Genomic DNA, 21,503 nt, shown 5'->3' on the forward strand with positions numbered 1-21,503 from the left:
TCAGCCCTTTTCGTATGGTAAACTAGGTGCAGACTTATTACGGAAGGGATGCGTAGCCATGGAAGCGGCGGACTTACTAGCCTTACTGGATCAGCAACAGTTTCGCCGTTTGCGGGTGATTGAGAACCTCCTGCGGGAGAAGAAGACGGTGTCGACGCTGTATTGGGGTCTACGCTACCGGTTACTCTATCTGATTGCCCTGGATAAGAAAATGGCGCGGGGAGCCTTAGACGCCCCAGCACAGGTGCTGATTAAGCGGGGATGGGCCGAGACGGGTGAGACGCCCGATCAGGTTCGTTTGACTGCAGCGGGGGCCACTGAACAGGCGGCTCATGCTGAGCACCCACAGACTTGGGCCAGTTGGGGGATGCTGGATCTCTTGGCGGCCCGGCAACGGCTCTTACTGGCGGTGCAGGTTGTGAGTCAGTATGCCCATTCGGCCAAGCGCTATTACCCGTTGGCGACGGACCTGGAGACACGTCAGGCGGTACGAAATTGGTTCCATCAGAGTAAGAGTGCTCAGCTACCAGAACGAATGTTCGATTCACTGAAAAGTAGCCTTGAAAAGCTACCACCGGTCACGGCGGGGGTCGTCACGGACCTGTTTACAGGGCACGGCCAGCCGGGGCTGACGGCGGATCAGTTAGCGTTAAGTCAGGAGCGGACCGCGTGGTCGGTGACGCTGATGCAGTTTGATGGGGTCATGCAGATTGCTCAGGATGCCCGCGAGTCTGACCATCCGTTGAGCGCTCTATTTCGGCCACTGTGGCAGTCACCGGTTACGCGCAGTGCGCAGCAGACCCTAGCGGCGGTGTCACAGGGGCGACGTGTGGAACAGATTGCTACGGTGCGTCAGATCAAGCCGGGAACGGCACGGGAACATTTGCTGGAGGCGGCGATTCTATTACCGTTAGCCCAGTTTCCCTATGACTGGTTATTGACGTCGCCCATGCGTACAGCGTTTGCGACTAGTCTGACCGGGCCAATTGATACCTGGCAGTACACGGCGTTACCGCAGGAGCTTCAGGACCGCTACACGTTTTTTGATTTTCGACTCTACGCCATTTGGTGTGATAAGCGAGGTGTGGGGGATGCTTGAGCCCTTAGCGACAAGTTTGGAAAAAGTATTTGGCTTTACGAAATTCAGAGAGGGGCAGCAGGCAGCTCTCACGTCATTAGAGGCGGGTCAAGACACGCTGGCCGTTTTGCCGACCGGTGCCGGTAAGACGTTGATCTATCAGTTGTACGGGTACCGTCATCCGGGATGTGTGCTGATTATCTCCCCCCTGTTGTCGCTGATGAACGATCAGGTTGATCGGATGCGCATGGCGGGGTTTAAGCGGGTGGCCGCGATTAATTCGCTGACGAGCTATCGGGAACGGCAGGTAATCATGCGCCACCTCGGGGAGTATCAATTTCTCTTTATGTCACCGGAAATGTTAGCCCAGTCGCAGATGTTGGCGCAAATCAAACAGCTCCAGCTGAGTTTATTGGTGATTGATGAAGCTCACTGTATCGTGCAGTGGGGGCCGGATTTTCGACCGGAGTATCTGTTATTGGGTGCCATTCGTACGCAGTTACAACAGCCACTAACACTGATGCTGACGGCAACGGCGGGACAGACGACGCGGCAAGAGATTGCCAAGCAGTTACGGAGTCAGCCAGAAATAGTGGCAGAGTCCGTCGATCGCCCCAATATCTTTCTCGACGTGGAGCAAGTCGCTGACGAGCTGGAGAAGCAGGAACGCTTGACGGCGCTGGTCGGTCAGCTACAGGGACCGGGTGTGGTGTATTTTTCCAGTAAGCAGCAGGCCAGCGATACGGCGTTAGCACTCCAGCAGCAGACGGGCGTGCAGGCAGCGGCCTACCATGCGGGACTAAGTAGTGAGGATCGTTTCAAGATTCAGCAACAGTTCATGGCGGGTCAACTCGACGTGATCTGTGCGACCAGTGCGTTTGGGATGGGCATCGATAAGAATGATGTCCGCTATGTTATCCACTACCACTTGCCGGCAGACTTTGAGAGCTATGCGCAGGAGATTGGCCGAGCCGGGCGGGATGGTCTGCCAAGTGTGGCCATTCTGTTGTACGCCAGTGGGGATGAACAGCTTCCCTTAATGTTGGGGCAAGCCAACCGGCCCGAACCGGAGACCATTCACCGCTACTATGCCCGACCACAGGCGTTTAGCGAGGATGACGCAGCCATTGCACTGCTGGCGTTCTACAAACGGCATGGCATTAGTGAGGCGGCGGTGGTTAACCTATTTAGCCGTCGAGAGCGAGAACGGAACAGGGCGCTGGCACAGATGCTGAAATACGTGCGTGAACCGCGTTGCTTGCGGCAAAATTGGCTTGCGGCGTTTGACGAACAGAGTCCGGCCCATCACGAGCGGTGTTGCTCACCAGCGGGGATGACCCCGGATTTTGAACAGTTAGGGTTGCTGTCGTCACACAAATCTGACCCGGTAACTCAAGATGGAGACTGGGTTGCGCGACTGCGGCGGTTATTTTAATGACGAATTGTCAAACCAAGTGCAAAAAGTTCCACAATTCATAATTAACTACAGGTAAATATAATTAAGAGATTTTGAAGAATGCCGTCATATCGATACTTCGAACAATTATAGCTACCTAAAAAAACGTCAGCGTGGTACAATTACGGTTGAAAGTTTTTCAGGGAGGTTAGATGATGAGTCAAAAGCGTGACGATCAAACGTCGAAGGAACAAGAGTCCCATCCATGGGATTCCTCGTTTGCCGATGATCGCGACGATCAGGGGAACCTGTCACGAACGAAAATGCGGCGACAAAATCATAGCAATACCATGGTTACCATCATTCTGGTGGCAATCATTATCGTGATTGCGGCAGCCTCGTTGGTCTACGGCCTAGCCCGTCAAAGTGCGGTCAACCGGCCTCAAAATACCGAGAAGGTCGCGGCTAGTTCGTCTAGCTCGTCCTCCAAGAAGGCCAAGAGCTCCCATAAATCATCAAGTCAGGCATCATCGAAGAAGCAAGCTGCTTCAACGAGCCACAAAAAATCAACGACATCTACCACGACTGCTAGTTCGGCTAAGACGACTAGCAGTTCTTCGGCTACCACCAGCCACAGCAGTTCAGCTGCTACAAGTAGTAGCACAACGAGCAGCAGTACAAGTTCAAGCAGCACCGCTGGTCAAAAGTATGCGACCGTTGAATCCGGCCAAGGGGTCTACCGGGTCGCAACGAATGCCGGAATTTCGGTTGATAAGTTGCTTGAATTAAATGGCCTGTCTTCGGGTGCTGCATTGCATCCTGGTCAAAAGTTACGTGTAAAGTAGGATTTAATTTCAATTTATAGGGAGTTTGGTTTGATGGATAAACAAGGATTACAGGTTGCCATTGATGGCCCAGCCTCGGCTGGGAAGAGTACGGTGGCAAAAATTGTTGCACAGCGTTTTCACTACATATACTGTGATACGGGTGCCATGTACCGCGCCATTACTTGGAAAGTCTTGCAAGCTGGCGTGGCGTTAGACGATGAGGCTGCCGTGAAGGACCTCTTGGATCAGATTACGATTCGTTTTGAGCCCGGGACTCCCGTTCAAAAGGTCTTCGTTGACGATACCGAGGTAACCTTAGCGATTCGCCAACCGGACGTGACAAATGCTGTCTCACAGATTTCAGCCCAGTCAGCTGTTCGGGCTGAATTGACGGAACGCCAACGACAAATTGCCGATGCTGGCGGAATCGTCATGGATGGCCGCGATATTGGGTCAACCGTGTTGCCCAAGGCCGAGGTTAAGATCTTCTTAGTTGCGAGCGTTGAAGAACGGGCACAGCGCCGGTTAAAGGATAACGCGGCTAAGGGGATCAATACGCCACTGGAAACGTTGAAGTATGAGATTGAGGAACGGGACCGCAAAGACTCGACCCGAAAGATCTCACCATTGACCCAAGCAGCGGATGCAATTCGGCTCGATACGACGTCCATGTCCATCCAGGAAGTGGCCGATCGCATCGCTGAAATCATCCAAGAAAAAGAATCCCTATAAAATGGGCTTTTTACTAGCTTTTAACAGCACAATCAGCTAAAATGGTATTTAGAGTTGTCGCAAGGAGGAAAAATTCGCATGAGTGAAAATGGCACGAGTCAAAACAATGAAAATAACGAATTATTAGATGCTTTAAACAGCATCGATAACGTTAAAGTCGGTGACGTCGTTAAGGGTGAAGTCTTAACGATCGATGACGACCAACAAGCAATCGTCGGTATTGCTGATACTGGTATTGAAGGGGTTGTTCCAAAGAAGGAACTTTCCACGAAGCCAGTTGATGATATTAATTCTGTAATTAAAGTCGGGGACGTTATGGACCTCGTCGTAATTTCTCGTATTGGTACTGACAAGGAAGGCGGCAGTTACTTACTGTCACAACGTCGTTTGGAAGCCCGTAAGGTTTGGGACGACATCCAAAAGGAATTCGAAGCAGGTCATACGTTGACTGCACCCGTTACCCAAGTGGTTAAGGGTGGGTTAGTCGTTGATGCTGGTGTGCGTGGATTCGTTCCTGCATCTATGGTATCTGACCACTTCGTTGAAGACTTATCTCAATTCAAGGGCCAAACCCTGGAGTTCAAGATTGTCGAAATCGAACCTAGCGAAAACCGTCTGATCCTTTCTCACCGTGCATTGGTTGAAAAGGAACGTGCAGCACAAAAGGCTGAAATCATGGCTAAGTTGACTGCCGGTGACATCGTTGAAGGTAAAGTTGCACGTTTGACCAACTTTGGTGCCTTCGTTGATCTTGGTGGCGTTGATGGGTTAGTTCACGTTTCAGAAATCGCCTTTGAACGGGTTGAAAAGCCTAGCGATGTCTTGAAGGTGGGCCAAGAAGTTAAGGTTAAGGTCTTATCTGTTGATACTGACCGTGACCGGATTTCCCTTTCCATCAAGCAAACCTTGCCAGAACCTTGGGATGGTATCGAAGACAAAGCCCCTCAAGGTAGCGTCTTAGATGGTACTGTTAAGCGTTTGACTAGCTTTGGGGCCTTCGTTGAAGTGTTCCCTGGCGTTGAAGGTTTAGTTCACATTTCCCAAATTTCCCACCAACACATCGCAACGCCTGCTGACGTTCTGAAGGTTGGTCAAGAAATCAAGGTTAAGGTCTTGGATGTACGTCCAGATGACCACCGTTTGGCATTGTCTATCAAGGCCTTGGAAGAAAAGCCACAATCTGGTGACGAAGCTTCCGAAAGCCACAGTAGCAACAATAACAACCGGAGCCGGAACAACAACGGTGGTAACAACCGTCGTCGTAACAACCGGAACTCTGCTGAAACTTCAACGGCTAACGCCCCAGAAGAAAGCACTGGTTTCTCTTTAGGTGACCTCATTGGGGACAGCCTGAAGAAGGACATGGAAGATAACGAAAACAACTAATACGTTTGGTTGAAGAAGGGTTTGGCGCGGAACTTTGTTGGTTTCGCTCCGAACCCTTTTCATGTCATCAGGGGTATTTTAACCGTATCGCCAACGAGCCCGAAAATAAGCCCGCAACGGCGACACGGTAACCGCCAGTTTTGACAGTTAACCGATTATCGTGTAGACTATGACTCTTGTGAGCAGATGTCGTTGCTCGAAGTGTGGTTTACATGGTTCATGCGTGGATGTGAGTCATCCATGTGAGCCGTGAGGGTGGCAAAAATAAGCTCAGCTGTGGGAATTCACTTTGCGGTGGTTTGTACCGCTTAGTGAATTGGTGTGGTGGAAACTCGGTTTTGGAGGTTCCGCCACAAGCTGAAAGACCGGTTTGTGGCTTTCAGCGTCCGCCCTAGCGTTCCAGCTTGTTTTTGCCACCCGGTAAGGTAGATGGTAACATCTATATAACCCGTATTAAAAATTAAATTGATTTGAAGAAGGAGGGATTTGTCGTGGCTTATCCCGTAGTCGCAATCGTGGGTCGTCCTAATGTTGGTAAATCGACCCTGTTCAACCGGATCGCCGGTGAACGAATCTCAATCGTTGAAGATACCCCAGGGGTTACGCGTGACCGAATCTATACGCGTGCCGAATGGCTGGGAACTGAATTTCGGATGATCGACACTGGGGGGATTGACCTCAGTGACGAACCATTCATCACCCAAATTACGCAGCAGGCGGAAATCGCCATCGAAGAAGCCGACGTCATCGTCTTTATCACGAGTGCACCTGAAGGGGTCACCGATGCTGACGAAAACGTTGCCAAAATTTTGTACCGGGCCAACAAGCCGGTTCTGTTAGCGGTCAACAAGGCCGATAACCCTGAAGTACGGGAGTCAATCTATGACTTCTACTCATTAGGGTTGGGCGATCCATACCCCGTTTCTGGGGCCCATGGGTTGGGCTTGGGTGACCTGCTGGATGCCGTCGTTAAGGAATTCCCTGAAGATACCGGTGCGCCTAAGGACGATACCATTCGCTTTAGCCTGATTGGACGGCCCAACGTCGGGAAGTCCTCTCTGGTCAACGCTATCTTGGGAGAAGACCGGGTCATCGTCTCTGACGTGGCTGGGACTACCCGTGACGCCATCGATACCAAGTTTACCGCTGATGGTACCGAGTTCACCATGGTCGATACGGCCGGGATTCGTAAGCGTGGTAAGGTCTACGAAAACACTGAAAAATACAGTGTTATGCGGGCCATGCGCGCCATTGACAATTCCGATGTCGTGTTGATGGTCATGAACGCCGAGGAAGGTATTCGTGAGCAAGATAAACGGGTCGCCGGTTACGCCCATGAGGCTGGTCGAGGAATCATTATCTTGGTCAACAAGTGGGATACCCTGAAGAAGGATAACCATACGCTGACAGACTTCCAGAACCTGATCCGCATCGAGTTCCAATACCTGAGCTATGCCCCAATCATCTTCGTTTCGGCGAAGACTGGACAACGGCTCGAACAGCTGCCGGAAATGATCAAGCGGGTCTCCGAGAACCACAACAAGCGGGTACAATCCGCTACCCTGAATGACGTGATCATGGACGCAATTGCCCTGAATCCAACGCCATCCGATAATGGGAAGCGGCTACGGGTTTACTATGCAACTCAAGTGGCCGTTGCACCGCCGACTTTTGTGGTCTTCGTTAACGATCCCAAGATGATGCATTTCTCTTATGAGCGTTTCTTGGAAAACCAAATCCGGGAACATTTCGATTTTGATGGGACACCAATCCATCTGATCGAACGGGCACGGAAGTAGGAAAAAAAGCGCTTTAGTCTTACTCTAAGGCCGATTTTGACCCATTTTTCGATAAAAATCGTAAATCTTACGGGATAATTGCTAAAAAATGGTGTTATCCCTTGTCATATAAGGCTTCCTGTGCTATCTTTGATTAAGAAATGATGCGGTTGACCGTATTTGTTTCATCATTTTTGGACCACTCAAAAATGACTACTAGATGGCATTCATCTAATCTTCATTGCAGGAGGTGAATTCAAACATGGCAAACAAAGCACAATTGGTTAGCGACGTTGCAACTGCAACTGGTTTAACTAAAAAGGACGCAACTGCTGCAGTTGATGCAGTATTCGATTCTGTCCAAGCAACGTTAGCAAAAGGCGAAAAGGTTCAATTGATCGGCTTTGGTAACTTTGAAGTACGTGAACGTGCAGCTCGTAAGGGCCGTAACCCACAAACTGGACAAGAAATCCAAATCCCAGCAAGCAAAGTACCTGCATTCAAGCCAGGTAAAGCTTTAAAGGATGCTGTTAAGTAATTACAATTAATTATTTAATAGGTAAAGGGCCAGGTCGGCAATTGTCGGACTGGTTTTTTATTACCCAAAATTTGTGGCAGCTTGAGTGTTTATAGTTTCCATGTTTGATCGGATTGCGTATAATTAAATGCGTTGTCAATTTTAGTGACTTTAACGAAATAAAACTGTGCTACACCCATGGAGCGCAAGTGTAATGGGGTAGTACCTGACAGTGAATTAAATGGAGGCGGGTTATGAGTTACGCACAAACGGCACTTGATCAATTGGAAAAGGGACAACTCGAAGACTTCAAGAAGCAGTATGCCTTGTCACTGCGCCACGATGACGATGATACCCTGTTCAGTCTGGGCGAGGAGCTCTACTCTCTGGGATTTCTGAATCAGTCGCGACGGATCTACGAGAAGCTTTTGAAGAAGTACCCCGATGAAGATGAATTGCGCACGAACCTGGCCGATATTGCCATTGATGAAGACAAGAACGACGAAGCTTTAGACTACCTGAATCAGGTCAGACCAGACTCTCCAGCCTACGTGGAGGCGCTGATGGTGGCAGCCGACCTTTATCAGACGCAGGAACTCTTCGAAGTCAGCGAGCAGAAATTGTTGACGGCCAAGAAATTGGCCCCTGACGAGCCCGTCATCACGTTTGCGTTGGCCGAGCTCTACAATACCATGCGTGAGTTCAGAAAGGCTATACCGCTATATTTGGACCTAATTACGGCCGGTACGACCGAGTTCTCTAAGGTTAACCTGGTCGAACGACTCGGGGTAGCCTACGCCAACGCTGGGCGCTTCGAGCAGGCAATCGGCTACCTTAAGCAGATTCATACCGGGGATATGACGCCGGACGTGAAGTTTGAGACGGCCTTTACTTACCTGCAACTCAAGGAACGGACCGAGGCCATCAACCTTTTCAACGAGCTGAAGGACAGTGATGAGCACTACACCTCACTTTACCCTTACTTGGGACAGGCGCTAGAGCAGGAGAACCGCTTACCAGAGGCGCTGACTGCCTTGCAAGAGGGCCTGGGTGTTGATCAGTATAACGAGAAGCTCTGGCTCCAGGCGGCGCATGTGGCTACCAAATTGGATGATGAGGCCTTGGCTGAGAAGTATCTAAAGAAGGGCCACGAGCTTGACAGCGATGACATTACTGCGGTAATTCAATTGAGTAACCTCTACGTTAAGCAGGAGCGTTGGGACGAAAACGAAGCTTTAGCTAAGCCATACGTGAAGGCCGAAGATGCTGATCCCCAGTTATACTGGAATTTGGCGATTACGGCCAACCACCAAGAAGACTTTGCCGGTGCTCGCAAGTACTACGATGCGGCAGCGCCATTCTTCATGGATCAGCCAGACTTCTTGAAGCCAGCCATCTACTTCTACCGCGAAGAAGGGGCTACCGACCAGGTGATCAAGCTGTTACAGGCTTATCTGAAGGTCGTGCCGGATGATGGCGAAATGGCGTTGATGTTGGAAGGCTATCAAGATATTTAAGCGAAAAGACGAAAAAGAATGGTTCCGATGGATCATTCTTTTTTACTGGAGTGAACACACAATAATTACTTTAACTTGTACCTACCAAAAAAAGCAACCGCAAAACCCGCGGTTGCCAACCCAGAACTAAGGCTTAAACTTACTGAGAAAGTTCTTTTTCGGCCGAGCAAATGAAAATCCTTCGCCCAGAGCCTCGTTTACATTGATGACCGAGACAAACGCCTTCGAATCGTGCCGAGCAATGATTTGACGCAGCCGATGGAGCTCACTAGGGGCAACGACCACGTAAATCATTTGACGGGGCTTGTGGGAAAAGCCACCTTCGCCGCTGACCAAGCTCACACCACGCTGCAGTTCATCCATGATACTGTCCGTAATTTCCTGGTACTGATCGGAAACGATGATGATTCCTCGAGCGGCGTAGGCACCTTCCTGCGTGAAATTCACGAGTCGGGCAAAGACGTAGGAGTAAATCAACGTGTAGGCCATGTGTTGAATGTCGATGTAGACCAGTGAAATCAAGAGGATCACGACATCCAGCCACAGCAACGTTTGACCCATGGGGACCCCATAGAACCGCTCCATGATTCGGGCAACGATATCGGTTCCCCCCGTGGTGCCACCGTACCGGTAGAGGAGACCGGAACCTAGGCCACCAGTCAACCCAGCTGCTAGAGACGCGAGTAGAAGGTCGTGGTGCAGGTCGATTGCTAAGGGGACCCGTTGCCAAATCCACAGGAATAACGCCAACATGGCCGTTCCATAGATGGTATAAATCAGGGACTGTCGGCCTAAGAACCGATACCCGATCAACAGTAAGGGAGCGTTGATCAAAATCGTTGAATAGGCTGGGTCCAGGTGGAACAGCGCCCGGATAATCAGCGTGATCCCGGAGATTCCACCATCCGCCAAATTATTTGCGATGTTGAAGAACACCAGGCTGAAGGCCATGGTGGCACACCCAATCCCAATCATTAGTAGGTCAATCAGCCGGATAGATTCGTCCTTAACTTGTGTCATGACGTTCTCTCCTAACCAAAATAAAATTTTTCCTTTTCCATCATAGCACAGCGCAAGCGCTAACAGGCGACAAACTCGTGGAGAAGCGGTGACTTTGAATTCAATTCTCCCCTGGAATCTGTTAGACTGGCATATAGAGCACACTGATCTGACCGGTCATAACTGGTTGCGAACGGCCGAGCTTTCGGTCAGGTTAAGCGCGTAGAACAATCGGCGATTTCAGCCGGCGAAAGGTGAATTTGACATGAAGTTGGAACAGTTACCAGAAGAATTTGAACACGCGCGGCCAGTCTTACAGACGATTGAGCAGGCGGGCTATGAGGCTTACTTTGTCGGCGGCAGCGTGCGGGACACCATCCTGGGAAAGGCCATCCACGATGTCAACATCGCCACCAGTGCCTACCCCGATGAGATCAAGCACCTCTTCAAACGAACGGTCGACACCGGGATCGAACACGGTACCGTGATGATTCTGGACCATGGAACCGGCTATGAAACGACGACGTTCCGCTCGGAGTCAACCTATACCGACTTTCGCCGGCCCGATCAAGTCACCTTCGTCCGTTCGTTGGCCGAAGACCTTAAGCGCCGTGACTTCACAATTAATGCGCTGGCTATGCGTGAGAACGGGGAAGTCATCGACTTATTTGACGGTCTGACCGACTTGCGGAATAAGCAGATTCGTGCCGTGGGTGATGCCCAGGAACGCTTTCATGAAGACGCACTGCGGATGATGCGGGCGGTCCGTTTCGCTAGTCAACTGGACTTCACGATCGTACCGGATACTTTAGATGCTATCACAGCCCACGCTCAGCTTTTGACCAAGATTGCTGTGGAGCGGACGCAAGTGGAACTGCTGAAGCTACTTCAGGGAAAGACGCCTCAACGCGGCCTGACCGATCTCATGGCGACCGGTTTGTGGCAATATTGCCCGGACTTTGCGCCTCATGAGGCGGCTTTAAAGGAACTCACAACGCAACTCGTTCATGGTGCGTCATCCGAAACGGCTGCTTGGACACTGCTGGTCACCAAATTTGGCCTAGAGACCGCGGCAATCACGCCCTTCATGAAGCACTGGAAGACGGCTAATCAAACCATCAATGCTGTACAGACGACTAGCAAAACGGCGACATTGCTCCTGCAGGGGGGTCTGAACGCTTGGCAACTCTATCAATGTGGTGCCGACTTGCTGCCAATTGCCAATGAGGTCGCCGTTATTTTAGGGGCACCGGACCGCTTAGCATCGCTGACAACGCAACTGGCGGCGCTACCCATTCAACATAAGAAGGAATTAGCCGTCACTGGAAAGGACCTTATGCAGGCCGGCATTCAACCGGGACCGCAGTTGGGAGCTATTCTGGGCGACTTAGAGTACGGGGTCGTAACTGGTGCCGTGGCAAATACCCACGATGCACTGGTGGCCCAAGCAACTGCTTAAGAATCTTAATTAAGAGAGTGAAGAGACTATGCAAACCTTACGCGCAGAAAATTTACACCGAACTTACGGTGAAAAAATCTTATTTGATAATTTAAATTTCATTATTAACGAACACGATCGCATCGGCCTCATTGGGGTCAATGGGAGCGGTAAAACATCACTGCTGGACACCTTAGCTGGCATCAGCAACGAACAATCCGGCGAGCTGTCAACGCCCAAGGACTATTCCATTGGCTACCTGACGCAGAAGCCCGATCTTGACGAAAATCTGACGGTCATGGATGCCGTATTCTCCGGCGATCAACCCGTCTTTGCCACGATTCGCCGTTATGAGGCGGCGCTGGCGACCTATGGGGCTCATCCTGAAGATGCCAAGGCCCAGCAACGATACCTGGACGCTGAAGCTCAGATGAACGAAGAGGAAGCCTGGACCGCCGAGAGCGACGTGAAGACGATCCTGACTCAGCTGAAGATCACCGACCTGTCACAGTCGATTAAGACCATGTCTGGTGGTCAGATCAAGCGGGTCGGCCTGGCCCAAGTGTTGATTCAGTCGCCTGATCTTCTCTTATTAGACGAACCGACCAACCACTTGGATTTCGACTCCATTGCCTGGTTACAACAGTATTTGGCTAGCTACAAAGGGGCCTTACTGGTCGTCACCCATGACCGGTACTTCTTGGATCAGATTGCCAATCAGATTTGGGAGCTTGATTTCGGGAAACTTTACCAATATCCTGGCAACTACCAGGCCTACGTACAGGAAAAGGCGGAACGTGTCAGCCAGGAAGCCGAAGCCGACCAGAAACAGCAACAACTGTACAAAAAAGAATTAGCTTGGATGAAAGCCGGCGCCAAGGCCCGCTCGACCAAGCAACAGGCCCGCATCAACCGGTTCAACGATATTGCCAGCAACGTGGGCACACGGCAGGTTCAGAGTAACGTGTCTATCTCGTTAGGCCAACAACGCTTGGGTAAGAAGGTTATTGAACTCAAGGAGGCTAACCTATCCTTGGGCGGCCACACGATTCTCAAAGACTTTAGCGACCTGATTCAGGGTGGCGAACGTATCGGGATCAGTGGGGAGAATGGCGCTGGTAAATCCAGTCTGCTCAACGTGATTGCTCAGCGGTTGCCGTTAGATTCTGGGATCGTTACGATTGGGGAAACGGTCAAGATGGCCTACTATACCCAGCAGATTGAACCTATCCCGGACGACAAACGGATGATCAATTACCTCTCCGAAGTGGGTCAAAACGTGACCGACAAGGCGGGGAACTCCGTCAGTGTAACCGAACTTTTGGAACAATTCCTATTTCCACGGTTTATGCATGGAACGTTGATCCGTAAGCTCTCTGGTGGGGAAAAACGTCGGCTGTACCTGCTGAAGCTCCTGATGGAACAACCGAACGTCTTGCTCTTGGACGAACCGACCAACGATCTGGATATCAGCACCTTGACCGTCTTGGAAGATTATATTTCCCAGTTTGCTGGGACCGTCATTACGGTTTCCCATGACCGGTACTTCCTGGATAAGGTGGCTGATCGGCTGTTGATTTTTGACGGCAACGGTCAAATCGATCGGTACTCTGGGCAGTTCAGTGCCTACTTGGACGACGCTCAGAAGGCCAGCAAGGCGAAGAGCAAGCCGGCCAAGGAAAAGGCAGACAAGCCTGCTGATGACGCACCCGCTAAACCAAAGAAGAAGGTTAAATTGACCTACGCCGAACAGAAGGAGTGGGAAGGTATTGAAGCCGTGATCGATGGTCTTGAAAGTCAGAAATCCGAGGTTCAAACGGCGATGAACGCTAACGGGGCGAACTACGACAAGCTAGCCGACTTACAGGCCCAACTCGACGATCTCGACAAACAACTTGATGAAAAGATGGAACGTTGGGAATATCTTAGCGAGTACGCGGAATAGGAGACGACCAAAATGCTAGAAGATGCTTATTTAGATTTGGCCAAGAAAGTTTTAAAAGAGGGCCATCGTAAGTCTGACCGTACAGGAACCGGGACGCTAAGTCTATTTGGTTACCAGATGCGCTTCAATTTGCAGGAAGGCTTTCCACTGTTAACCACAAAGAAGGTTCCCTTCGGTTTAATTAAGTCGGAATTACTGTGGTTCCTGAAGGGCGATACGAACATTCGGTTTCTTCTACAACACCACAACCACATTTGGGACGAATGGGCCTTCCAGCGCTTCATTGAGAGCGCCGACTATCACGGTCCAGACATGACCGACTTTGGTCGCCGTTCGTTGGTTGATGCGGACTTTAATCAGCGATATCAGGCGGAGAAGAAGGCCTTTGACGACCGGATTCTCAACGATCAGGCCTTCGGTGACCACTACGGTGATCTAGGCCTGGTTTACGGCAGTCAGTGGCGGGCCTGGCAGGGTAAGAATGGCGAAACGATCGATCAAATTGCGAACGTTATCGAAACGCTACGGACGCACCCTGATTCTCGGCGAATGATCGTCTCAGCGTGGAACCCGGCCGACGTGCCATCCATGGCATTGCCACCGTGCCACACGTTATTCCAATTCTACGTGAACGATGGCAAGCTGAGCTGTCAGCTCTACCAACGGAGTGGAGATATCTTCCTGGGCGTGCCGTTTAACATTGCGAGCTATGCCTTGTTGACCTCCCTGATTGCTAAGGAAGTTGGCCTGGAGGTGGGCGACTTCGTGCATACCCTGGGTGACGCGCACATTTATCGTAACCATATTGAGCAGATCACAACGCAGCTGGCTCGGACACCGAAGGCAGCGCCACAGTTATGGCTAAATCCGGGAAAATCAAGCATCTTTGATTATGAAATGGCGGACATTAAGGTCACGGGCTACGATCCGGCACCGGCCATCAAGGCGCCGGTCGCCGTCTAGCTAGATTGGAGGCACAGTGATGTTAATCTTTCTCTGGGCGGAAGGACACAACGGTGTGATTGGCCAAAACGGGCAATTACCGTGGCACCTACCAGCCGACATGCACTTTTTCAAAACGGTCACGACAGGAAACACCATCGTGGCGGGGGCACGGACGTACAAGTCCTTTGGCCGACCGTTACCGAACCGACAAAATATTGTGGTGACCCATCAACCGGCTAGTAATTTTCCTGATACGGTCATCGTACTAGATTCGCTGGATGCCGTACGGACCTATGCAGCGGCCCATCCCGACGATAAAATATTCGTCGTCGGTGGCGCTCAGCTGTTTGTGGGCTTGCAAGACGACGTGGACTTCCTGTATCGCACCGTGATTGATGCCAACTTCACCGGTGACACCTGGATGCCAGTCATAAACTATGAAAAATTCCAGTTGATTGCGACCCAACCGGGTATTCGCAACGATAAAAATCCTTACGACTACCGCTTTGAACAGTATCAACGGCGTTAGTACTTAGGTAGTGTCATTAGCTACGCCATAGATCTGACTGCAACAGCGATTGAGGTGCTTGTGCTATAGGTGTGACTAACATTCAGACCCTGACTTTAATTAAAAATTACAAACAAAAAGACGTTGTGCCAGCGCCTCAGTTACGATTGAGGGTGTGGACAACGTCTTTTTTAATCGTTTTTTATGTTGATCTAGGCGTAGAACAAAATTGAGAAATACATCAGGCCTGTGCCCAGCATGACAAAGAGGTGCCAGATAACGTGACCGAACGGGACGCCCTTGAAGCTATAAAGCACGGCACCCGCAGTGAAGGCAACCCCACCGAGGAGCAGTAACATGAAGCCAACGGGTCCCAGACCACGGTACAGCGGTCCGATGCCCATCAGACACATCCAGCCCATCACCACGTAGATGACGGTGGAAAGGACTTGAAACTTTCCCAGCCAGATGGCCTTATAGACGATGCCGGCGACGGCCATGGCCCAGATAATGCCGAACATCCACCAGCCGAGTTTACCGCCAACGACTAACAAACTAAAGGGCGTATAGGTTCCCGCGATCAACAGGTAAATCGCACAATGATCGAATATTTGAAAGACGTGGCTAGCACGGGTAAAGTACAAACTATGAAACAGCGTTGAGGCCAGGTAGAATAAGACCAAAATGATGCCGTAAACCAGAAATGTGGTCATTCGGAGACTGCCGCCTTCGCTGTGTGCTCGTAGGATCAGAATGACCAGACCGGCAATGCTCAACGCGGCACCGATTCCGTGGGTCACCGCATTAAGAACTTCATTGACAATCTGATACGTGCGACTCCGTTCCTTTTCCAAACAAATTCCTCCTTCGTTGACTGTTATCAGAAAATTCTGATAATCAGACGGCGAGTTAGTAGAATTACTGAAAAAATTCAACAATTCTGCTATACTATTACCGTATGTTCCATTACGCATATTGTAGCATAAACCAAAATCTCTGGTCAGAAAGAGTGGGATACCCATGGCTAAAATTAAAATTGTTGCGGATTCTTCTGCCGGTCTAACCGACCAGCAAATCCAGGATTACAATATTACCATTATCCCGTTGACGGTCATGATCGATGACACCATTTACGTTGAACGGGAATCAATCACCAATCAAGAATTTATTGAAAAGATGAAGACGTCCAAGACGTTGCCAAAGACGAGTCAACCACCATTAGGTAAGTTCGTGGAGACCTTCGATAAGTTGGGCGAGGACGGTAGCTCCGTCATCTGCTTCAATATGTTGGCGGCCATCAGTGGCACGGTGCACACCGCCGAACAGGCTGCGCAACTGTCTAAGACCGATGTCACGGTCGTAGACACGCAGTATACCGACCAAGCAATGGCCTTTCAAGTGATTGAAGCAGCTAAGTTGGCCGCTGAAGGTGCTGACAAGCAGGCCATTTTAGACCGTGCCGTTGCCGTTCGTGACCATACCAAGCTGTTCATGGGCGTGGTTACCCTGGAAAACATTTTAAAGGGTGGTCGCCTCAGTCGGGCTGCCGGCATGCTGACGTCACTGTTAAACATCAAGATTGTTTTACAGGTAACTGGCGGTGAGCTGAAGATTCGGGCCAAGGGTCGCGGTATGAAGACCATCGACCGGTACTTTGACAAAGTTTACGAACAAATCAAGCAGACGCCGGACATCGTGTCTATCGGCATTTCGCACGTGGAAGCCTTCGAATCAATTGATAAGATTCAGGGTCACCTGCACGAGATTTTACCCGATAAGAACGTCCTTGTGCGGGAAACGGTACCCATCATTGCCACCCATGGGGGCCCTGGCGCCTTCGCATTGATGTATTACACCGATCCTACTAAATAAATAAGTGTTAATCGAGAAAAGGGGTGGCACGGCCACCGCTTTTTCTTTATCCCGAGGGGGGATTCTTAGTGAAAAATGCAAAAGGACTCAGTAAAATTGTGGGAATTGCCCTACTGATTGTGCTTGTCACGCTGGCTGTCTTAACTTACTGGCATCCAGGCGCACGGACCACGCTCAACGGCACACATCCCAATGCCGTTAACCGCCGGAAGGTTGTCCGGGTCGTGGCACTCGGTGATTCGCTGACACAAGGGGTTGGTGATCAACAGGACAAGGGCGGTTACACGCAACGTCTCAAGACCAAGATTCACCACCACGATAAGGTTAAGGTCATCATGCACAACTACGGCAAGTCCGGCGACCGCAGTGATCAGATTGAAAAACGCTTGGTCGATAGTAAAACGATGCAACGACAGGTTGAAAAATCACAGGCCATTGTCATGACAGTTGGGGGTAACGACCTTCTGCAGACGCTGACCAAGAACGTTACGATCAATCAACAATCAAAGCTCAACACACAACTAGACGGCGCGCAGGCCACGTATCAGCAGAAGCTCAAGAGTCTGCTGAATACCGTCCGCAAGTATAATCCGACTGCGCCAATCTTCCTGTATACCATTTACAATCCAGTCTACGTGTACTTTGCCAATATTGACCAGGTCACGAATGCCGTTGACGACTGGAACGCGACAACGACTAAGACGGCCAAGTCCTACAAGAACCTCTATATGGTCGACATCAGTCGGGCATTATCAGTGGGCCAATTCAAGTCTGCCACCCAGCAGGCCAAGCTGAAGCGGACATCACAAGACGTCAATAACGGCAAGATTTCGACGAAGACCTTCCAGGAAACCATTCTGGCGAGTGACGCGAGTGATGAATTGAATAATTACCTGTCACCAGCGGACCATTTCCATCCGAACGCCAAGGGCTACCGTCTGATGACGCGCTACGTCTTCAAGGAAATGCAGGCTCATGAACAGTGGTTGCTAAAGTAGTGTGAACCGATACCTACAGCAGTCTTAACGCGCTTGAAACAAGGAGGAATTATCTATTATGCAGCGTCATTCAGCTCCGAAAGTTAAATCCCAACAAAATTGGTGGAAGTGGGGGTTCCTGGCCTTGGTCGCCGTGCTGGTCATTGCGATGATCACGGTTGGCGTCAAGGCCATGGGGACGACCAAGGTTGCCTCAACGGCGTCACCAGCGACCAAAACCACGAACATCGATGTCACTCTGAACAAGAAACAGGTTAATGCGCTCGCCGACTACTACGTGAATAAGTCTCTGAAGGGGCAAGACGTGAAGTATACCTTTCAAGTGACTGACCACGCCATCCTGACGGGATCGACGAAGGTCTTAGGCGCCAATGTTAATTTTGTTTTACTCCTGAAGCCGACCGTGTTATCCTCAGGAGACGTGCAATTGAAGGCCGAGAAGCTCTCCATTGGGTCGCTACCCGTACCTGTGAGCTTCGTGATGAGCTATATTGCGAAGAACTATCCGCTACCTAAATGGGTCGCGATGAACAGTAGAAAACAGACCGCCACGCTTCACTTGACGGCCATCGGTAACGGGAAGAAGCTCTCGTATGCCGCTAAAAAGATCGATATGTCTGGTGCCGGTAAGTTTGTTTTCCAAGCTCGGATTCCAGACTAACTAAGGAGGCACTTCATGCCTAAGACGTTTTACCAATATTTAATGACCCAACGTAATCCCGAAAGCTACGATCCCGTCGCAACTTTTGCCAACAATGCCTTTCTCGACAGCTCGTTTCCGAAGCAGGATACGGAATTTGATTCCTTGTCCAAGTATCTTGAGGAGAACGCACCTTATCTGCCATCAATGACGATCTTTGACGACGCTTGGCAGATGTATTTGGCGGCATTGGCTTAATCTAGTGGCGTAATTACAGATGATTTCTCCGTAACTATTAAGCGATTTACGAAGTCTATTTAACGAAAAAGTCCGTATAACGGGCTTTTTTATTTGGCTTATGACAGTTTGTACGATTGATCTTCTCTTTTCTAACATTAACACTGTGGCAAGATATTTTTTTGTCGTTATAGCGGATTAAAATACCTTATTTTTAAATATTCAGGGAAAATATTACTCTATTGCTGTATAATTAATTTTATAATCCCTTATTTTAGGGTGTTTTACCTTGTGGCTTAGATCAATACGGAACGGTAGGTACTTTGCATTGTTGCCGGTACCGACCGGTGTCGCTTAGCTTACGCTTCTGCCGCTTGATCTAGTTAAATAAAATGTTTGAGGAGAGTTCGGATATGAAACTTTATATAAAGCGCTTGATGGGCGTAGCGTTATTAGGTACAGCAATTTTATCATTGTCAGCTTGTGGGCAATCAGGGGCTAATCAAGTTAATGAGAAGAAGGTTTCCTTTATCAAGGACGCACAGTCATCCAATCAGCGGATTTGGTACATGGCCGAATCGGATGCTGACAGTGATTACGAGTTGAGTAAGGACACACACATCGAACAGATCTTAGTGACCAAGAATGGGAAAGCAACGGTCTATAACATGCCAAGTTATGATTTCAGTATGCGTGATATTAATGGCAAAAGTGATAAGCAGGTCATTACCATCGCGCAAAAAAAGGATAAGGAGTATTACAAAGAATATATAACTGACACAAGCAATACCGAATACATACGTAATATTATTAAAAAAACAGAGAGCGAGTATAAATATTATAAAAAACATCCAGACTACTTTGGTGATACACATAAAGTGGCATTACAAACTCTGCAGAAGTACCGAGATGATTTGAATTATTTGAAAACTAATGAAGATACAGTCTTAGGACGTACCCCCAAGTATGCAAAACCCACAGCAAAATTGATAAATGCTAAAGTAAAAACCGATAATTCTGGTAATAACGTTAATTTTGAAAATATTACACACCGACGTTGGGATTTAGAAACAGATTCAGCAAAATTAAAACCGCTAAAAACTGATGATACTGAAGATATAGGTGTACCTGTTTATTATCACTACACAATGACTAATGGTTTCCAGTTAATTTACGACAAACCTGTCAAGATTTTGAACGACATGTATACCGGGTATACAAATCCTACAAATGATTCGAATACGACTTTTTTGATGACTAAAACAACAAATAAAGAGACGTCTTCTGATTTCGACAAGTTAGGCACAAAACACGTTAGCGAAGAAGAATAGATGCTATTTATATGATTCTAAATTTGGAACAGATGGCTTAATTTTACTGTTAGGAGAAATTTATCATGACAAAAATCACTAAATTAATCGCGATTGTTGCAGCTACAGCTGGCGTTGCTGGGGTTATGGCCACGACCGGTAACCCAGTTAATGCCTCAGCCAGCACCAAGTTCCGCTACTACAAGAACATTAAGAATCGCACGTACAAAGTCACTAATAAGAGGGCCGTCATCTACAGCAATGGCAAAATCAAACACAAGACTGGTGCCAAGCTCGGTGAATATGGTAAGTATGTCACCGGCTACTACGCTTCTCACGTTACCGTCAACGGCCACAAACGGGTCTACTACAAATTCAAGACTGGTTCTAATCATACCGGCTGGGTCTGGAGTGGCTACTTGAAGAAGGTGTCTAACCAGTCCAACAAGATCATAATGACTTACAAGCCTTATAAGGGCAGCAACTGGGGTAGTCAATCAGACTTCGACCGTTTATCCAAGGGTCAGCGTTTCAAGATGAACATCAGTGAATACCGTCAAGGCTTCTTGAACACTGTTAATGCTGAACGAGCCAAACGTGGGATCTCTGCTTTGAAAGAAGACTCAGGATTAAATGGTGTGGCTCAACAACGTGCCATCGAATTAAGGACCAATGGTTCTCACTATACCGATGATGGCAAATTAGCTTTCGTTGTTGATTCTAAGGCTGCCGGCATCAATTATGCTCATGCTGAAAATATTGGACCTATGGTTATTAACATGATTTCTCACGGTGATGACGCTGATGATAGCATTGACGGCAGTACTAAACTCAACACAGTTGTTGACTCTGCATACAACGCGGCTAAGGCTGAAGCATTGAGCTACATCTATGATGATGCTGACAGCAACTGGGGGCACCGTGACAACTTGTTTAACGCGTCATATAACGTTATCGGTATTGGTGGTGATTTCGTATCTAATGATCAAATCGTCAATAATGCCACAATTCTCGGTACTAAGTAACCCCTAATACAAGCCAGTTTCACGCTTGTGTACAAAGTCACCTTAACCTAATTTGAAGTGCTCTACAATTATTAAACATGTAGGTCTAATAATTGTGGGGCTTTTTTTGATTCATCCAATCGATGAATGTGTCATTTGTGCCATCATTCGTAGACTGGGATTGGCTGGAAGCTTATTGGCCCATCGGTAGAAAATGGGCTCACTGGCAGTATTACGACAAAATATCACCACTATCTGAAATGACAAAAAAATGGTAAACTAGGCTGGTTACTCAGTTTCTCTTGTCCCTTTTGACTTATTTGCAAATGAAGAGGGATAAGTTAGGTATATCGAGCAAGTCCAAAACGAAAAATAA

20 protein-coding genes are annotated in these 21,503 nt (G+C 49.1%); 18 read left to right on the plus strand and 2 right to left on the minus strand.

Going from position 1 to position 21,503, the window contains the following annotated elements; translation table 11 throughout:
* Positions 1-58 precede the first annotated feature (58 nt).
* The 8 genes from ACEPSU_RS06700 to ACEPSU_RS06735 all read left to right on the plus strand — a co-directional run bounded on the left by ACEPSU_RS06700 (position 59) and on the right by ACEPSU_RS06735 (position 9,231).
* Complete coding sequence (locus tag ACEPSU_RS06700) at positions 59-1,099, plus strand: helix-turn-helix domain-containing protein (RefSeq protein WP_395320758.1); 1,041 nt, start codon at positions 59-61, stop codon at positions 1,097-1,099.
* Positions 1,092-2,513, plus strand: a complete 1,422-nt coding sequence (locus tag ACEPSU_RS06705) for a RecQ family ATP-dependent DNA helicase (protein ID WP_395320760.1) — start codon at positions 1,092-1,094, stop codon at positions 2,511-2,513. Before ACEPSU_RS06700 ends, ACEPSU_RS06705 begins: the two co-directional genes overlap by 8 nt.
* A 176-nt stretch (positions 2,514-2,689) precedes the next feature.
* A complete protein-coding gene (locus ACEPSU_RS06710) occupies positions 2,690-3,319 on the plus strand; it encodes a LysM domain-containing protein (protein ID WP_260338385.1) in 630 nt (209 codons plus the stop codon).
* 33 nt (positions 3,320-3,352) lie between these two features.
* Complete coding sequence (gene cmk / locus ACEPSU_RS06715) at positions 3,353-4,033, plus strand: (d)CMP kinase (protein WP_395320761.1); 681 nt, start codon at positions 3,353-3,355, stop codon at positions 4,031-4,033.
* Positions 4,034-4,111: 78 nt separating this feature from the next.
* Positions 4,112-5,419, plus strand: a complete 1,308-nt coding sequence (rpsA, locus tag ACEPSU_RS06720; RefSeq protein ID WP_395320762.1) for a 30S ribosomal protein S1 — start codon at positions 4,112-4,114, stop codon at positions 5,417-5,419.
* A gap of 491 nt (positions 5,420-5,910) precedes the next feature.
* Positions 5,911-7,218: a ribosome biogenesis GTPase Der gene (der, locus tag ACEPSU_RS06725; RefSeq protein WP_020088658.1), complete on the plus strand. Its 1,308-nt coding sequence runs from the start codon at positions 5,911-5,913 to the stop codon at positions 7,216-7,218.
* A gap of 241 nt (positions 7,219-7,459) precedes the next feature.
* Entirely contained in the window at positions 7,460-7,735 is a 276-nt protein-coding gene (locus tag ACEPSU_RS06730; RefSeq protein ID WP_011667553.1) for an HU family DNA-binding protein, read from the plus strand.
* A 233-nt stretch (positions 7,736-7,968) separates the two neighbouring features.
* Complete coding sequence (locus ACEPSU_RS06735; RefSeq protein WP_395320766.1) at positions 7,969-9,231, plus strand: tetratricopeptide repeat protein; 1,263 nt, start codon at positions 7,969-7,971, stop codon at positions 9,229-9,231.
* A 126-nt stretch (positions 9,232-9,357) separates the two neighbouring features.
* On the opposite strand, the gene ACEPSU_RS06740 is transcribed toward ACEPSU_RS06735, so the two are convergent.
* Positions 9,358-10,251, minus strand: coding sequence for a YitT family protein (locus ACEPSU_RS06740; RefSeq protein ID WP_125700787.1), 894 nt, complete (start codon positions 10,249-10,251; stop codon positions 9,358-9,360).
* Positions 10,252-10,495: 244 nt separating this feature from the next.
* Here ACEPSU_RS06740 and ACEPSU_RS06745 point away from each other — a divergent pair, with 244 nt between their 5' ends.
* The 4 genes from ACEPSU_RS06745 to ACEPSU_RS06760 are packed head-to-tail and all read left to right on the plus strand — an operon-like array spanning position 10,496 to position 15,087.
* On the plus strand, positions 10,496-11,689 hold the full coding sequence (locus tag ACEPSU_RS06745; RefSeq protein ID WP_395323300.1) for a CCA tRNA nucleotidyltransferase: 1,194 nt from the start codon (positions 10,496-10,498) through the stop codon (positions 11,687-11,689).
* Positions 11,690-11,717: 28 nt separating this feature from the next.
* Positions 11,718-13,613 (plus strand): ABC-F family ATP-binding cassette domain-containing protein, encoded by a 1,896-nt coding sequence (locus ACEPSU_RS06750; protein ID WP_395320769.1) that lies wholly within the window; start codon positions 11,718-11,720, stop codon positions 13,611-13,613.
* A gap of 12 nt (positions 13,614-13,625) precedes the next feature.
* Positions 13,626-14,576, plus strand: a complete 951-nt coding sequence (locus ACEPSU_RS06755; RefSeq protein ID WP_395320770.1) for a thymidylate synthase — start codon at positions 13,626-13,628, stop codon at positions 14,574-14,576.
* Between the two features lie 19 nt (positions 14,577-14,595).
* Positions 14,596-15,087: a dihydrofolate reductase gene (locus ACEPSU_RS06760; protein ID WP_395320771.1), complete on the plus strand. Its 492-nt coding sequence runs from the start codon at positions 14,596-14,598 to the stop codon at positions 15,085-15,087.
* Positions 15,088-15,278: 191 nt separating this feature from the next.
* Here ACEPSU_RS06760 and trhA read toward each other — a convergent pair whose 3' ends face one another.
* The gene (gene trhA, locus ACEPSU_RS06765) at positions 15,279-15,920 is read right to left on the minus strand and encodes a PAQR family membrane homeostasis protein TrhA (RefSeq protein ID WP_020088651.1); all 642 of its coding nucleotides are present in this window, start codon (positions 15,918-15,920) and stop codon (positions 15,279-15,281) included.
* Between the two features lie 166 nt (positions 15,921-16,086).
* Between trhA and ACEPSU_RS06770 the strand changes: the two genes are divergently transcribed.
* From ACEPSU_RS06770 to ACEPSU_RS06795, 6 genes are all read left to right on the plus strand, one after another.
* On the plus strand, positions 16,087-16,938 hold the full coding sequence (locus ACEPSU_RS06770) for a DegV family protein (protein WP_395323301.1): 852 nt from the start codon (positions 16,087-16,089) through the stop codon (positions 16,936-16,938).
* 68 nt (positions 16,939-17,006) lie between these two features.
* Entirely contained in the window at positions 17,007-17,936 is a 930-nt protein-coding gene (locus ACEPSU_RS06775) for a GDSL-type esterase/lipase family protein (protein WP_020088649.1), read from the plus strand.
* Between the two features lie 58 nt (positions 17,937-17,994).
* On the plus strand, positions 17,995-18,597 hold the full coding sequence (locus ACEPSU_RS06780; protein WP_395320773.1) for a YpmS family protein: 603 nt from the start codon (positions 17,995-17,997) through the stop codon (positions 18,595-18,597).
* 15 nt (positions 18,598-18,612) lie between these two features.
* A complete protein-coding gene (locus ACEPSU_RS06785; RefSeq protein WP_125700778.1) occupies positions 18,613-18,834 on the plus strand; it encodes a YozE family protein in 222 nt (73 codons plus the stop codon).
* Between the two features lie 392 nt (positions 18,835-19,226).
* Positions 19,227-20,144, plus strand: coding sequence for a hypothetical protein (locus ACEPSU_RS06790; RefSeq protein ID WP_395320774.1), 918 nt, complete (start codon positions 19,227-19,229; stop codon positions 20,142-20,144).
* A gap of 65 nt (positions 20,145-20,209) precedes the next feature.
* Complete coding sequence (locus ACEPSU_RS06795; RefSeq protein ID WP_395320775.1) at positions 20,210-21,148, plus strand: CAP domain-containing protein; 939 nt, start codon at positions 20,210-20,212, stop codon at positions 21,146-21,148.
* The last annotated feature ends 355 nt before the right edge of the window (positions 21,149-21,503 follow it).

The organism is Levilactobacillus parabrevis (assembly GCF_044051715.1).
Classification (GTDB): domain Bacteria; phylum Bacillota; class Bacilli; order Lactobacillales; family Lactobacillaceae; genus Levilactobacillus; species Levilactobacillus parabrevis.

What these genes read in the sequence shown, in the direction of transcription:
- ACEPSU_RS06700 (WP_395320758.1), top strand. Translation starts at nt 59, where the DNA reads ATGGAAGCGGCGGACTTACTAGCCTTACTGGATCAGCAACAGTTTCGC.
- ACEPSU_RS06705 (WP_395320760.1), top strand. Translation starts at nt 1,092, where the DNA reads ATGCTTGAGCCCTTAGCGACAAGTTTGGAAAAAGTATTTGGCTTTACG.
- ACEPSU_RS06710 (WP_260338385.1), top strand. Translation starts at nt 2,690, where the DNA reads ATGAGTCAAAAGCGTGACGATCAAACGTCGAAGGAACAAGAGTCCCAT.
- cmk (WP_395320761.1), top strand. Translation starts at nt 3,353, where the DNA reads ATGGATAAACAAGGATTACAGGTTGCCATTGATGGCCCAGCCTCGGCT.
- rpsA (WP_395320762.1), top strand. Translation starts at nt 4,112, where the DNA reads ATGAGTGAAAATGGCACGAGTCAAAACAATGAAAATAACGAATTATTA.
- ACEPSU_RS06730 (WP_011667553.1), top strand. Translation starts at nt 7,460, where the DNA reads ATGGCAAACAAAGCACAATTGGTTAGCGACGTTGCAACTGCAACTGGT.
- ACEPSU_RS06735 (WP_395320766.1), top strand. Translation starts at nt 7,969, where the DNA reads ATGAGTTACGCACAAACGGCACTTGATCAATTGGAAAAGGGACAACTC.
- ACEPSU_RS06740 (WP_125700787.1), bottom strand. Translation starts at nt 10,251, where the DNA reads ATGACACAAGTTAAGGACGAATCTATCCGGCTGATTGACCTACTAATG.
- ACEPSU_RS06745 (WP_395323300.1), top strand. Translation starts at nt 10,496, where the DNA reads ATGAAGTTGGAACAGTTACCAGAAGAATTTGAACACGCGCGGCCAGTC.
- ACEPSU_RS06750 (WP_395320769.1), top strand. Translation starts at nt 11,718, where the DNA reads ATGCAAACCTTACGCGCAGAAAATTTACACCGAACTTACGGTGAAAAA.
- ACEPSU_RS06755 (WP_395320770.1), top strand. Translation starts at nt 13,626, where the DNA reads ATGCTAGAAGATGCTTATTTAGATTTGGCCAAGAAAGTTTTAAAAGAG.
- ACEPSU_RS06760 (WP_395320771.1), top strand. Translation starts at nt 14,596, where the DNA reads ATGTTAATCTTTCTCTGGGCGGAAGGACACAACGGTGTGATTGGCCAA.
- ACEPSU_RS06770 (WP_395323301.1), top strand. Translation starts at nt 16,087, where the DNA reads ATGGCTAAAATTAAAATTGTTGCGGATTCTTCTGCCGGTCTAACCGAC.
- ACEPSU_RS06780 (WP_395320773.1), top strand. Translation starts at nt 17,995, where the DNA reads ATGCAGCGTCATTCAGCTCCGAAAGTTAAATCCCAACAAAATTGGTGG.
- ACEPSU_RS06785 (WP_125700778.1), top strand. Translation starts at nt 18,613, where the DNA reads ATGCCTAAGACGTTTTACCAATATTTAATGACCCAACGTAATCCCGAA.
- ACEPSU_RS06790 (WP_395320774.1), top strand. Translation starts at nt 19,227, where the DNA reads ATGAAACTTTATATAAAGCGCTTGATGGGCGTAGCGTTATTAGGTACA.
- ACEPSU_RS06795 (WP_395320775.1), top strand. Translation starts at nt 20,210, where the DNA reads ATGACAAAAATCACTAAATTAATCGCGATTGTTGCAGCTACAGCTGGC.